Below are 13750 nucleotides of genomic sequence, written 5' to 3' on the forward strand. Positions count from 1 at the left end.
ATAATGCAGGCCGCACGGACAAGAAAGCCCCATATACATTTTACACTGATTGCCATCAGCAGGTTGATATGCTATTTTTCCGGCCCATGAGTATATCAACCCTTATACTGGCTGCCGGCAAAGGCACCAGGATGAAATCGGAAAAATCAAAAGTCATGCATGAGATACTTGGCCATCCTCTTGTCTGGTACCCTGTGACGATAGGTCTCTCGATAGGCCCGGACATGATAGGCGTAATAGGCCATGGAAGGGAACAGGTCGGGCCTTATCTCTCATCGATGGGAATAAGAACCGCCGTACAGGACCCGCCGCTCGGCACCGGGCATGCAGTGCTTGTTGCGCGTGAGCTGCTTGTGCAACTTAATTGCGATGACATAATAATCATCCCCGGCGACATGCCTCTCATAAGGAAAGAATCGGTTGAAAGACTGATCGGTATCTATAAATCCTCCGGCGCCGAGATGGGAATACTCACGGCCAGACTGAATCAACCTTTCGGTTACGGCAGGATCATCCGCGACAGCTCCGGATACGTTACAGGAATAGTCGAGGAGATCGACGCCGACGATGCAACAAAGGCCATCGACGAGGTGAATACAAGCGTCTATATCGTGAACAGGAACTTCCTGATTGATTCTGTGGGCCGGATCAGAAACGACAATGCAAAGGGAGAGTATTATCTTACCGATATCGTGAAGATGGCAGCACGCGTAGTCGGCGCAGAGACGATGGATGCGGATGAGGCCAACGGCATAAACTCGAGAGACCAGCTTGCCTATGCCGGAAGCGTCATGCAGGAAAGGATAAACCTCGGACACATGAAAGAGGGCGTCTCGATAGTGGCCCCGGAAAGCACATGGATAAGCCCGGAATCAGTTATAGGCCGTGATGTCGAGATCTGGCCCAATGTCCACATAATGGGGAAAAGCGTTATCGGAGACAACACCGTCATCATGCCCGGTGCATGGGTAAAGGATTCGAATCTCGGGGCCGGGTGCAGAATAGGCAACTGTGCACATATTGAAGGGGCGGCGATCCCCGGGGGAAGCGTTATAGAACCTTTCAGGAGGTTATAGCCATGGTCAGGAAGATATTAATAGTCATTGTCATTTTTCTGGCACTTGCTTTCGGCGTTTACAAGTACGGCTACTACAGGGCGCAGGCATTACCTGAAAACAATCCCAGGGAATTCGTAAAGAACGGGGGAAAGCACCAGGGGCAGAAGGTTCTGGTATGCATAGGCGACAGCATAACGCATGGAAGAGTAAGTTATGACTATGTCAAACTTATAAGGGACAATCTGGCCCCGAAAGGCATAGAGGTAGTAAATGCGGGCATCAACAGCGAGACGGCATGGAACGTGCTGAACCGGATTAACGACATAATCGCCTGCAACCCGGACTACATCACGATCCTGATCGGGACAAACGACGCGAACGGTGCATTCAGCCCTGTTGTCGCTGAAAAACAGGCCAAGGAAGTAGGCCTTCCGCAGGCGCCTGACGAAGCCTGGTTCAGGGAGAATCTGACAAAACTCTGCGAAATATTGAAATCGCAGACAAAGGCAAGGATAGCACTCCTCTCAATACCGCCAATAGGAGAGGAGCCGGAGCATCCCGCATTCAAACAGGCTCAGAAGTTCAGCGCCATTATCAGAGATGTGGCTCAGAAAGAGGGTGTGACATATATACCTCTCAATGAAAAACTCACTGATATGCTTATCGCAAGCGGCCGCAGGCCAAGGTTCTCATATTCCCCGGATGACTTCTTGATGTACAGCGCCATCGCCAGGCATATTCTGCTGGGACAGGACTTTGATAAAATCTCTGAAATCAATGGCCAGTATCTGCTCACCGATCACCTGCACCTCAACGGCAGGGCGGCAGGTATAACGGCCGGATTAATAGAGAACTTTGTTCTTGGTTGAATGCTGACAACGGGAATATTATCGATTGATCAGACCGGTTATGGCATTGATGAGATAACAAGCAGAAATCTGTTTCCGAAATCAACTGCGGCTTCAATCTTCAAGGATAAGCCAGTATCCTTTGCTGCATAGGTCAGTTCCTGGGGAATGGTGTCTTTATTAGAGGAATAAGTCAGAATAACCGCTTTATCATTATTTTTCCCGAGAAGACTGACCACATCATAAGGTGAAACAACCTCCCTTACCTCTCCTTTCCCATAGAAACCCGCATACCCTCTCAGTCCGTCATTAGGAATATAAAGCAGCATTTCACGGTTTCCTGTAATGCTTAACATTTCATCCATCTGTCTGCTTATGCTTTTATCTTCGACCTCGGCTTCTGCAACCGGACCGGTAAACCACAGACACCAGGCAAGCGAGCAGAGGACTACAAAAAAAGTCCCGGTCCAGCGAAGGCTGTGCTTCCTAATCGAAACGGCTCCGGCGCAGAATGCGCTTATAGTGATCAGGATCGAAACCGAAACAACGATAAGATTTCCTTTCCATATAGCTGTCAATACCGACATGAAGGCCGACCAGAGAGCAGAGGCTGACAACATCACCCATGGAACAATCCTCATCCAGCCGCTTTCGAATATGCCCTTTTTCCATATTCCGAATATGACAAGCACGGCCATTGCCGGATAGACGGGAAGAAAATACACCAGGTCTTTCGCCTTGGAAAAAGACAGCACTACAAGCGGGGCTGTAAACAGGCACAGTAAGAACACCCCTGCCTGCTTTTTTTCATCATGCCGATATCTCCATACCATGAATATCGACAAAGGAAGGATTATTCCCCCCGGTATGAAATCGACCCATATGTTGAGCAGATAAAAGTAAAATGGCCTTTCATTGCTGAGATAGGCCGAGAGGAAACGGTTCAAATGATTTTTGATGAAAAATTCATGGATTATTTCAGGAGGAGCAGTAAGAACAAACGGGATCAGCCAGCCTAATACGGGCAAGAGAAAGGCTGCTACGGGCAGCAAGGAGATAATGTGACGAAATTCAGAAAAGCGTCTGCTTAATATGATATACAGCAAAAATCCGGAAGAAAAAACGACCAGGCCAACGAGCCCCTTAAAAAGAAAAGCCATCCCCAAAGCAAAGCCAACGGCTGCATAGGCCCGGCGTTTTTTTTCAGTTTCGGCTGAGTCCATGGCAATCCACGAGAAGAATACTGCCGCTGCCACCGCCGCCGTAAGTGCATTATCCAGCAGAATCTCGTGCGCAGTCCTGCAAAACCGCATTGAAATGCCAAGGATTGCGGCTGAAAACGCCCCGCCTTCAACACCCAGGATTTTGTTGCCCAGAAGAAAAACAAACAGCAGTGATAAAAAAGCGAAAAATACCGAAGTCAGCCGGGCGGCTGTTTCACTCGGCCCTCCTGCAATCCTGTAGGCCATGGTTACAGAAAAGGGAAACCCCGATGGCTTTTCTATAAAGGGAATTCCTGCAAGATGCGGGATGATATAATCCCCGCTGACATACATCTCACGGGCGACCTCGGCCTCCCTGAGATCATCGGGCGGCAGCAGTTCACGCCCTGTCTGGCCAATTATTATTACAGCCAAGGTTGCGAAAAGAACGACTGCAATGCGAATCAGCGAACCGTAGGCGGGAAAGGTCTGTTTGATTATTTGTTTGTCCACTATAAAGGCACGTCTAAACTAAGCAAAAGCGCCCTGTCAATATAAACAAGTGGAGGCTGTTTCTTTGATCAGGTTTTTAGAAACGAATAATACTTTTTTGTAGTTTCAAGGTAAAGATCAGTAATATGCGGGAAGTAGAATGAATCAGCTTGTTACCGGAAAAACCATTAAGCCGGGAGCGCTTGCCGGGACGGTGAAAGTCTGACCTTAAGTATCCCAGGCTTCTCAGGCAAACTGCCTAATATCGTCCTCATCCAGTTCGATGACCTGGGCCGGGACGAACCCGGATGCCACAGCAACAACACCATGCAGGAAAAAAGATATGGGCCTGTATCTGACATTCAGCCATCCCGATGTTTGCAAAAAGATGGAAAAAACAATGCGCGACTGGTAGAAAGACATCGAGACCAACAGAAAAGGACTGTTGGCCAGAAAATGATTAACATTGCCAGCCTGCCCTTAAAGCAGATGGTCGATGGTGTACACTGAAGTCTTAAAAATCATGACCAGGAAGCCATTACGGAACATACTGGTAAAACCCGCAGGGCCGGACTGCAACATGGCCTGCAGCTACTGCTTCTATACATGCAAAAATGAGCTGTTCAAAAATGCTTCGATACATCGCATGAACGATGAGGTGCTGACAGAACTCATAAGACAGTTCATGGAACAGTCGCCGCCCGAGATTTCGATTACATGGCAGGGCGGCGAACCGACCCTCATGGGGCTGGCATTCTTCCAGAAGGCGGCCTCCCTAGAAGAACACTACGGAAAGTCAAAAACGATAGGCAACGGCATGCAGACGAACGGCCTCCTCATAGACAAGGACTGGGCCGATTTCTTCAGGCGCTACAGTTTCCTTGTCGGGCTATCCATTGACGGCCCGGAGCACATCCATGACCACTACCGGAAAAGGCAGGGCGGGCAGCCGACTTGGCGCAAGGTCTGCGACAGTGCAAAGCTCATGCTCGATTCGGATGTGTCCGTAAATGCGCTTACTGTCGTAAATGACTATTCAGCGCAGTTTCCGGATGACATATACAAATTTCACAAGGGGCTCGGACTTACATACATGCAGTTCATACCATGCCTCGAAGCCGATCTGCAGACAGGACGCCCTGAGCGGTATTCGGTAACACCCGAGGCATACGGCGATTTCCTCTGCCGCATATTCGACCTGTGGATGAACGATTTCATAGACGGCAGGCAGACCACATCAGTGCGTTTCTTCGAATCGCTTCTTTTCAGTTATGCCGGCTTCGCGCCCACTGAATGCACACTGAGCCAGGAATGCGGAAACTATGTCGTTGTCGAGCACAACGGCGATGTTTTCGCCTGCGACTTTTTTGTCGATGAGGATACGAGGCTCGGGAACATCATGCATGACAGGCTCGATAACATGCTCAATTCCGAAAGGCAGACGGCGTTCGGCCGGATTAAAGCTAACCTCCCTTCCACCTGCACCAGCTGCACATGGCTCGCCCTGTGCCGCGGCGGATGCCCGAGAGAGCGCAGAACGGGAACCGACGGCGGCAGGCTCAACTATTTCTGCCCGGCCTTCAAGCGCTTCTTCACCCATGCAGATGCAAGGCTAAAGCGTCTCGTTGCCGAATGGAAACGCAGACAGGTCCCGGAATATAATCCGGCCGCCCTTGATGGCGCAAACATCGGCCGCAACGAGTTGTGCCCATGCGGAAGCGGTAAGAAATACAAGCGCTGCTGCGGCAAAGATTAAGGGATCAGACTTCAGATTTAAACTGATGACCTGATCCCTTTGAATCCGTCGAATCCCATTCAAAGTTCCCGAATGTTACCGGGCCTGGCCCGTGACGTCGGTTATCGCTTCAGGGCTGCCGAACATGGAAATGCGCTTGATGGTTTTCGCATTGAAATCGAGCGCTTTCAAATCCACTTTTCTCAGATTGAAGTTGTCGTATGTCCTGAAGTAAAAGTTGCGGTTTGTAAGGTCCTTGAATGTCACCCACTGCGTCAGTTCCTTTAGCACTGTCTTCCCGTCCGGCTGGATATCGGTTATGATACCCTGCGGGATATCGAAGGTGTTGATGATATGCTGTGCAAGGTTGAGATTTCCTTTTGCATCTGGCTGCCTGTCGGCATACCTCGTTAAAACATAAAATCTCACAAACCTGCTCGGCGGGGTGTAGTCACCGGGCAGACCGATCATTCCAGCCCCGTGACCTGTCGGAGGAACACTCTTTCCTTGAATCATTGGTGAAGAAGGATTCTCGGTTTTCATGCCGATGTACTGCCGCAGATTTGTCATCTGCCACGGGAAGTTCGGAGCGTTTGTCATGATCCCGAGCGGGTTGTCATAGACATTGCACACACCGTTATCATACTCAATGACGATCGAACCGCCAAAAGCATCATAAATAATAAAGTGAGACGGAAGCGACATTTTTATATCCGTATCCACATAGCTGAATACCCTGACATTCTGAATATTTTTTTTCACCTCGTCCACGGTGGAAAAATTGCCTAGCACCCAGTCGGTAAGATAGGTCTGGGCCAGAGCCATGGATGTTTCCCTGGGACCTACACTCTGCCATTTCATGTCGTTTTCGTACCAGAGCAGACTCATGGCCAGTCCCTTTTCATTCATACCGTCGGATGTGCCATGATCCATTCCGAAAGCCGCCACACCGACATAGCCCAACATCGTTTTCCATTTGAGCCCTTTTTTACCGTCAGGGGCCGGGCTTTCAAACGCAATATCTTTCGGGACAACTATGATGTCGTATTTCAAGTCGACCGAGAATTCCATTGAACGTGCAGCTATTATTGACCCGTCGTCAGCCGTGACGCGAAAGCTTCCGCAGGAATAAGAGGAGCCCGGTAACAATACTGTCAGAAAACAAAAGCAGGCGATTATTATCATGGTTTTTTTCATAATTTCTCCTTAACTGGTTTTATGGTGCCGGTCTTCTGCTGAAAATCACCTTCATAATATATCGGTCAAAATAAAGTATCTGATTAAAGGAATTATTTCTGCTGCGATTCCATGTTAAAAATGACCTCATGTTGCTGATACAGTAAAATATTAACGGATAAATGGCGCTTTACATTGACAGTGCAGGCTCCATTTAATAAAATGTCCAATTGCAGCTACAACTGCACAATAAAGAAATGAAAGGTGGCTTATGAAAATTTTGCAGGAGTTCATCAATGCAGCACAGGATCCAGTAATATATGCCAGGGAAAATAACATGGAAAAGAAAAAGAAGCTTATCGGCTACTGCTGCACCTATACGCCGGAGGAAATCATATATGCAGCAGGCGCAATACCTGTAAGGCTCTTCGGCATCAAATCAGGCATTGAAAAGGCCGATGCCCATCTGCAGGCATACAGCTGCTCCCTTGTCCGGGGCATCATGGAGGACGCCCTTCTCGGTAACCTTGATTTTCTTGACGGCATGGTTTTTCCGCATACCTGCGACACCATACAGCGCCTGTCCGATATATGGCGCCTTAATATCAAAACCACATGGCATAACGATATAATGCTGCCGGTCAAGCTCGATACGCAGAGTGCACGGGAATATATGGAAGATGCGCATGCCAAGTTCAGGAGAGAACTCGGGGCATGGATGGGCACCGAAATAACAGATGATGCGCTGAAGCAGGCCATTGCTCTGTACAACCGCCTGAGATCGCTTATGAAAAGGCTTTATGAAATCAGAAGCGCCAATCCTGAAGCCTTAAGCGGCCGCGATATGTATGCGGTAGTCAAGGGCACAATGGTCATGGACAGAAAGGACGCCGCAGACCTTATCGAAAAGCTTGTTGCCGAACTGGAGCAGAAAACCCCTCCCGTACAGGGAAATGCCAGGCGCCTTGTCATATCGGGCGGCATCTGCGATCATCCCGAAATATATGACCTGATAGAAAAAACAGGCGCAAGAGTCGTATGGGACGACCTCTGCACTGGTTCACGCTTCTTTGAAGGCCTTATTTCAGAAGAGGGCGATCCGATAAAGGCACTGGCGGCAAGATATTCAAACAGGACGATCTGCCCTGCAAAGCATGCATCCCTGACACTGAGAGGGGATAATCTCGTAGGTATCGCAAAAGAACACAAGGCAAACGGCGTCATATTCATATTGCTCAAGTTCTGTGACCCGCATGCCTTTGACTATCCGTTCATGAAGAAGATGCTCGATGATGCGGGCATACCTTCCATGCTGCTCGAGGTCGAACAGGAACTGCCGTCCGCCGGTCAGCTTGCAACCCGTTTCGATGCATTCATCGAGATGCTTTAGACGCCATAGACAAGGAGAAAACAATGTCTGAAGAGATAAAGAAAGACGCCGTACCAAAGGTAAAATCGATAAAGAAGATGCGGGAAATCATGACCGCATATTACATTGACGCCAAGACCGCCAGGCAGAACAACAAGAAAGTCGCATGGATAACAAGCGGCGGGCCGGTCGAACCGCTTTACGTTATGGATGTCATACCCGTTTACCCCGAAAATCACGGGGCCATGATAGGGGCATCCAAGATGGGGGTCGGACTTTGCGAAACCGCTGAAAATATGGGCTACAGCCGTGACCTGTGCTCTTATGCAAGGGCCGACATCGCATGCTCGACAGTAAACGGCGGACCGATAGGCGGGCTTCCGGAGCCTGACTTCCTCGTATGCAGCAACAACATCTGCGGGACCGTTCTCAAATGGTACGAGGTGCAGGCCCGCTATTACAATGTCCCGCTATTCATTTTCGACACCCCGTTCTGCCACACCGAATTCAGCATAGAGGCAAGGCATTATGTGGAAAAGCAGGTCCTGGAATACATAGATTTTCTGGAAAAGATGTGCGGAAAAAAGTTCGACCAGGATAAGGCAAGGGAAGTCCTGGATTATTCCTATGAAGGCCAGAGACTGTGGAGGGAAGTCCTGGAGACAGCCCGCAGCAAACCGGCGCCGTTATCCGCTTTCGATGCGTTCTTCCACCTCGCCCTCATCGTAACGCTGAGAGGCACTAAAACAGTGGTCGATTATTATACCGAGCTTATCGATGAGATGCGCCAGCGTGCCGCAGACAAGATCGGGTCAATTCCGAATGAGAAGTACAGACTCCTGTGGGACAACCTGCCGGTCTGGTACAAGACCAAATGGCTCTCGGACAAATTCGCTTCCCACGGCGCATGCCTTGTTGCCGACACCTATACATCGGCATGGTGCAAACAGCTTGATTATATTGACAAGTCCGACTTCGTTAAGTCGATGGTGGACTGCTATACAATGATCTATCTCAACATTGGTGTGGATCAGATGGTCGATACCGTAAAGGGAATGGTCGAGAAATACGATGTCGACGGTATTGTAATGCACTCGAACAGAAGCTGCAAACCGTATTCGTTGGGCCAGTACGATATACAGCGCATGATACAGAAGGCAACCGGCGTTCCCAGCGTCATGATCGAGGCCGACATGGTCGATGAAAGAAGCTTCTCCGAAAGTCAGATAGATACGAGAATTGACGCCTTCATGGAATTGATAAAGCAGAAGAAAGGTTAGAAGGAGGAAGGATTTATGTTTGAGACCAAACCCTGGACAAAGTTCTACGGCAGTGTTCCGGTAACCATCGATTACCCGAAAGTGACCCTTTATGAGGCGCTTATGAAAACAGTGGGGCACTTCCCGGATAAAACAGCATGGGATTTCATGGGCTACACCGCGACATACAGGCAGTTCGCCGAAGAGATCGACAGGTGCGCAAACGCACTGACCGCCCTCGGACTCAAAAAGGGCGACCGCATGACAATATCGATGCCGACATGCCCACAGGGTATCATCTGCTTCTATGCAATCATAAAGATCGGGGCAGTTGCCAGCATGATCCATCCCCTGTCTCCACCCAAGGAAATTGAATTCTATCTGAATGTCAGCAAGAGCACCTTCGCCCTTACAATCGATGCGTTCTACAAGAACTTCAAACAGGGTATGGAAAATTCCCCATGTAAAACTCTCGTGCTTGCAAGGATTCCGGATTATCTGCCGCTTATCAAAAAAATCGGTTTTAATCTGACCAAGGGACGAAAGATTCCCAAGGTACCTGCAGACAATCAGGTGGTCTGGTGGAAAGACATGATGAGCGCCGGCTACCCCAAAGTTGATGCAGCCAAGGCCGATCCGGATGAGATGGCGGTCATCATGTACTCTGGCGGAACAACCGGAGTGCCCAAAGGTATAATGCTTTCTCACATGAATTTCATCAGCGAAGGCATGCAGGTCGCTCACTGGGGAAAAATGGATGAAACGGATAAGATCCTTGCAATCCTGCCGATATTCCACGGATTCGGGCTTGGCGTTTGCGTAAATGCGGCATTCATGGGCGGCGGGCAGAGCATACTCGTTCCACAGTTTACACCTGAAATTGTTGCAGATCTCATCGCCAAAAAACGTCCGAGCTTCGTCGTCGGCGTTCCAACGCTTTTCGATGCGCTCACAAGAAATGAGCAGTTCAACAAGGCAGACCTGTCATGCCTGAAAGGCTGTTTCAGCGGGGCCGACACATTGCCGCGGGTGGTAAAGGAGGAATTCGAACGTATCGTTGCAAGGCAGGGAGGCAAGGTCAAACTGCTTGAAGGCTATGGACTCACCGAAGCTGTCACTGCAATCATGGCCATGCCCATGGATGAATACCGTGAAGGAAGCGTGGGAGTGCCCTTCCCTGACATGCTTGCAAAGATAGTAAAGATCGGGACGACAGAAGAGGCGCCGGTCGGGGAGGAAGGTGAAATATGCCTGGCAGGACCGGCAGTTATGCTTGGCTATCTGGACCAGCCTGAAGAGTCGGCTGCAGTACTTAAAAAGCATGCCGACGGAAAAATCTGGCTCCATACCGGCGACATAGCGACAATGGACGAAGACGGTTTCACATATTTCAAACTCAGGCTGAAGCGCATGATAAAATCCTCCGGCATGAACGTCTATCCGGCCCAGGTGGAGGAAGTCCTCAGGACGCATCCGGATGTGGATATGGCCTGCGTTATAGGCGTTCCTGACAAGGCCCAGATATCGCGCGTCAAGGCCTTTATCGTGTTGAAGGACAAGACAAAAGCAGGCCCTGATATGGAAAAGGCGCTGATTGCACACTGCCGCGAGCAGCTGCTTCTCTGGAGCTGTCCGAGGGAAATTGAATTCAGGGATGACCTGCCCAAGACGCTTGTCGGCAAGATAGCTTTCAATACCCTTGAGGAAGAGGAAAAGGCCAAGCTCAGGGCAGAAGGAAAATATGCCGGAGACTGACGGCTGAATGAAGTACCTGTTTCTTACACAACACATAAAAAAGGCGTACCTGAGCGTACGCCCTTTCTTTTCATGAACAATGCGTATGACAAAGGATAAATCTCCGAAAAAGCGACCAACCGATAATAAACCTTCACGCAGGCGCTCAAGGACCGATAAAGAAAAGGGCATAATGCGTGACAGGATTCTGGAATCGGCTACAGAGCTTTTCACCACACGCGGATATTACGGTACAACCATTGCCGATATCACAAGAAACGCAGACGTCAGTACAGGGACATTCTACCTTTATTACAAAAGCAAAATTGACATCTATAAAACTCTTCAGCTCAAAGGTCTTCACATACTGTCAGAAATGATGGAGGAAACACTGTCGAGGCCGTTCAAGGGCGCCTTATCCAGGCTGGCGGATCTGGCTCTCACTTATTACAGATTTTATTGCGAACATCATGAGTTCTTTGAAATCATCGCAGTATTAAGTGCAACCCCTGCCGAACTGAAGGAAACCGAATCGGAAATCAGTCATGTGGTTAACAAACATACATCCCATCTTATGAAAAAAATAGAGTCGGTTATTATAAAGGGCATTAAAACCGACGAGATAAAAGCAATAGATACATGGAGAATAGCAAACGTTTACTGGGGCATGATGGACGGATTGATACTGCTTGCTGAACGGCACAATCTTGAAAACGTAATAGGCTGCGGACTTGAGACATTGATAAAAGAAGCCCTTGACATGACTTTCAGCGGGATCTCGAAAAAAACCCATTAAACCTGCAACATTAAGCATGCAACTATTGCATGTTGTGTGTTTCTGGTTTAAATATGATTAGAAAACTATAATCCATCCATATAACGATTGATTTCAGAGGAGAACAATATGAAGCGAATAATCTTCAATATACCTATAGCTGTTCTTGTTTCTCTATTCCTTATTATGAATTCTTCAGGGTGCTCTCATAGCAAGGTGATCCCTTCCGGCGTTCCAGACATGGCGAAGGGCCGTATAACAAACCAGGTTATCGCTGTTACGGACAAAGGACGAATCGCAGGAAGGGTGGAGCCTGACGGGTTCCTTACATTTCTGGGAATACCGTATGCCGAACCTCCAGTCGGTGATTTGAGATTTGAAAAGCTCCAGCCCTTCAAACCATGGAAAGGCATCCTGAAAGCCCATACATTCGGGCCTGTTTTCCCGCAGTCTTATGACAAGACCGAACCGTCATCGCTCTATCTTCAGGATGAAGACTGCCTCACGCTCAACATATGGACACCCGCAGTCGATAACGCAAAGCGCCCTGTAATGGTTTACATCCACGGTGGCGGCTATCTATGGGGCTCTGGAATGGACCCTCTGTATGACTGCGGCAACATCGCCAGAAGGGGAAAGATCGTTGCCGTTAATTTCAACTACCGGATGGGCGCTCTGGGATATCTCGACCTCTCGGCAGTAGGCGGTGATGCTTATGCCGACAGCGGCAACCTTGCAGTACTTGATCAGATAACGGCGCTCAAATGGATACATGACAACATAGCCGCCTTCGGGGGCGACCCTGATAATGTGACGATCTTCGGAGAATCGGCCGGTGCAGGAAGCGTATCAACGCTCCTCTCAGTCAGCCAGGCGCAGGGGCTTTTTTCAAAAGCCATTCCGCAGAGCGGCGCCATAAGGATAACAAGGTCAAAGGAGTATGCGCAAAGCATAACCAAACGGTTTATGGAACTCGCAGGCGTTACGGATATTAAAGGCCTGAAGGACATATCTTCAAATGATTTCTTCATTGCACAGAAGAAGCTGCTCAAGGAAGCAGGCCTTGCAACCGACCGCCTGTTCGGGCCTGTCCGCGATGGCAGGGTCGTGCCGGTCGACCCGATCAAAGCGATATCCGAAGGTTCGGCAAAAAACGTCTCTCTTCTCACAGGTACGACCGAAGACGAGGCCAGGTTCTGGATAAAATATGAACCCCTTTTACCCTACATCCCTGCCTCTGTCCTTCTGACATTCACGCCTGACACCAAAGGCTGGGACTCTACAACAAAGACCAACGTAATAGATTTTTATAAGAAAAAATTTCCCGATGCAAACTCCGGTGATATCGGACTTGCAATAGCCACCGACTTTTTCTTCCGCATGCCGCAGATTCACCTGGCCGAAGCCCAGGCCGGTTTCGGCAATACCTGGATGTATCTCTTTACATGGGATTCGCCGATTGAAAAGGGTGTCTACGGCTCGCGTCATGCATTGGAACTGAGATTCGTCCTGGACAACAAGGACGCAGAGGTAGGCGACAACCCGCCTGTCAAACTCACCGAAAACATGATGGATGCCTGGATCGCATTTGCTAAAACCGGGAACCCCAACCACAAGGGCATACCGGAATGGCCCAGATACGACACGAAAACAAGGGCGACCATGATCTTTAACGAAAAGTGCATGGTCGTCAATGATCCCGGCTCCGAGGAAAGAATCTTCTGGGAGAAGACCAAACCTTCATCAAAATAGGAACCGGAATACCGGCATATCTTGTTTCGGATAAACTTGCCGACGGTCAGATTGGTTGCATATTTCTGATTTATTGATTTGACACAAGAGCTTTTGCAGGTCTATTACTGAACCATATTCAGTTAAACCCACATTTTGCGTTAGCCAATTGATTTAACCTGAAGGAGTTGACGTAAGGTAGGATAAGTGCTCCTCATTTTTGTTGATCTAAGACAAAAAGGGAGGAGCACTTAAAAGTGAAGCTAAATGATAGTAGGAAAAGGCAGTGTGAAAATCAAGTTAAGATTGAATTTACTGATAAACCTATAACGGCATGGGGCGGTATAGCAGGGATCATATCGAGGTATTTG

The 13750-nt window shown here is 48.9% G+C and carries 11 protein-coding genes; 8 read left to right on the forward strand and 3 right to left on the reverse strand.

Annotation, left to right across the window (positions count from 1 at the left end):
* The first annotated feature begins 68 nt into the window (after nucleotides 1–68).
* Nucleotides 69–1076: an NTP transferase domain-containing protein gene (locus VIS94_06960; GenBank protein ID HEY9160806.1), complete on the forward strand. Its 1008-nt coding sequence runs from the start codon at nucleotides 69–71 to the stop codon at nucleotides 1074–1076.
* Between the two features lie 2 nt (nucleotides 1077–1078).
* Nucleotides 1079–1927, forward strand: a complete 849-nt coding sequence (locus VIS94_06965) for a GDSL-type esterase/lipase family protein (protein HEY9160807.1) — start codon at nucleotides 1079–1081, stop codon at nucleotides 1925–1927.
* Between the two features lie 38 nt (nucleotides 1928–1965).
* Here the strand turns inward: VIS94_06965 and VIS94_06970 are convergent, their stop codons facing one another.
* Complete coding sequence (locus VIS94_06970; protein HEY9160808.1) at nucleotides 1966–3621, reverse strand: glycosyltransferase family 39 protein; 1656 nt, start codon at nucleotides 3619–3621, stop codon at nucleotides 1966–1968.
* Nucleotides 3622–3846: 225 nt separating this feature from the next.
* On the reverse strand, nucleotides 3847–4023 hold the full coding sequence (locus VIS94_06975; protein HEY9160809.1) for a hypothetical protein: 177 nt from the start codon (nucleotides 4021–4023) through the stop codon (nucleotides 3847–3849).
* Between the two features lie 73 nt (nucleotides 4024–4096).
* Between VIS94_06975 and VIS94_06980 the strand changes: the two genes are divergently transcribed.
* Nucleotides 4097–5356 (forward strand): anaerobic sulfatase maturase, encoded by a 1260-nt coding sequence (locus tag VIS94_06980; protein HEY9160810.1) that lies wholly within the window; start codon nucleotides 4097–4099, stop codon nucleotides 5354–5356.
* 75 nt (nucleotides 5357–5431) lie between these two features.
* Here the strand turns inward: VIS94_06980 and VIS94_06985 are convergent, their stop codons facing one another.
* Entirely contained in the window at nucleotides 5432–6532 is a 1101-nt protein-coding gene (locus VIS94_06985; GenBank protein ID HEY9160811.1) for a choloylglycine hydrolase family protein, read from the reverse strand.
* A gap of 250 nt (nucleotides 6533–6782) precedes the next feature.
* Between VIS94_06985 and VIS94_06990 the strand changes: the two genes are divergently transcribed.
* The 5 genes from VIS94_06990 to VIS94_07010 all read left to right on the forward strand — a co-directional run bounded on the left by VIS94_06990 (nucleotide 6783) and on the right by VIS94_07010 (nucleotide 13400).
* Nucleotides 6783–7901 (forward strand): 2-hydroxyacyl-CoA dehydratase family protein, encoded by a 1119-nt coding sequence (locus tag VIS94_06990; protein ID HEY9160812.1) that lies wholly within the window; start codon nucleotides 6783–6785, stop codon nucleotides 7899–7901.
* A gap of 23 nt (nucleotides 7902–7924) precedes the next feature.
* Nucleotides 7925–9160 carry a 2-hydroxyacyl-CoA dehydratase gene (locus VIS94_06995; protein ID HEY9160813.1) on the forward strand — a complete coding sequence of 412 codons (1236 nt, stop codon included), beginning with the start codon at nucleotides 7925–7927 and terminating at the stop codon, nucleotides 9158–9160.
* A 15-nt stretch (nucleotides 9161–9175) separates the two neighbouring features.
* Nucleotides 9176–10894, forward strand: a complete 1719-nt coding sequence (locus VIS94_07000) for an AMP-binding protein (GenBank protein HEY9160814.1) — start codon at nucleotides 9176–9178, stop codon at nucleotides 10892–10894.
* An 85-nt stretch (nucleotides 10895–10979) separates the two neighbouring features.
* The gene (locus VIS94_07005; protein HEY9160815.1) at nucleotides 10980–11669 is read left to right on the forward strand and encodes a TetR/AcrR family transcriptional regulator; all 690 of its coding nucleotides are present in this window, start codon (nucleotides 10980–10982) and stop codon (nucleotides 11667–11669) included.
* A gap of 108 nt (nucleotides 11670–11777) precedes the next feature.
* Nucleotides 11778–13400, forward strand: a complete 1623-nt coding sequence (locus tag VIS94_07010) for a carboxylesterase/lipase family protein (protein HEY9160816.1) — start codon at nucleotides 11778–11780, stop codon at nucleotides 13398–13400.
* The last annotated feature ends 350 nt before the right edge of the window (nucleotides 13401–13750 follow it).

The organism is Desulfomonilia bacterium, from assembly GCA_036567785.1.
Lineage (GTDB): Bacteria > Desulfobacterota > Desulfomonilia > UBA1062 > UBA1062 > DATCTV01.

Coding starts and splice junctions, on each gene's coding strand:
- VIS94_06960 (HEY9160806.1), top strand. CDS start 69: ATGCTATTTTTCCGGCCCATGAGTATATCAACCCTTATACTGGCTGCC.
- VIS94_06965 (HEY9160807.1), top strand. CDS start 1,079: ATGGTCAGGAAGATATTAATAGTCATTGTCATTTTTCTGGCACTTGCT.
- VIS94_06975 (HEY9160809.1), bottom strand. CDS start 4,023: ATGTCTTTCTACCAGTCGCGCATTGTTTTTTCCATCTTTTTGCAAACA.
- VIS94_06980 (HEY9160810.1), top strand. CDS start 4,097: ATGGTGTACACTGAAGTCTTAAAAATCATGACCAGGAAGCCATTACGG.
- VIS94_06985 (HEY9160811.1), bottom strand. CDS start 6,532: ATGAAAAAAACCATGATAATAATCGCCTGCTTTTGTTTTCTGACAGTA.
- VIS94_06990 (HEY9160812.1), top strand. CDS start 6,783: ATGAAAATTTTGCAGGAGTTCATCAATGCAGCACAGGATCCAGTAATA.
- VIS94_06995 (HEY9160813.1), top strand. CDS start 7,925: ATGTCTGAAGAGATAAAGAAAGACGCCGTACCAAAGGTAAAATCGATA.
- VIS94_07000 (HEY9160814.1), top strand. CDS start 9,176: ATGTTTGAGACCAAACCCTGGACAAAGTTCTACGGCAGTGTTCCGGTA.
- VIS94_07005 (HEY9160815.1), top strand. CDS start 10,980: ATGACAAAGGATAAATCTCCGAAAAAGCGACCAACCGATAATAAACCT.
- VIS94_07010 (HEY9160816.1), top strand. CDS start 11,778: ATGAAGCGAATAATCTTCAATATACCTATAGCTGTTCTTGTTTCTCTA.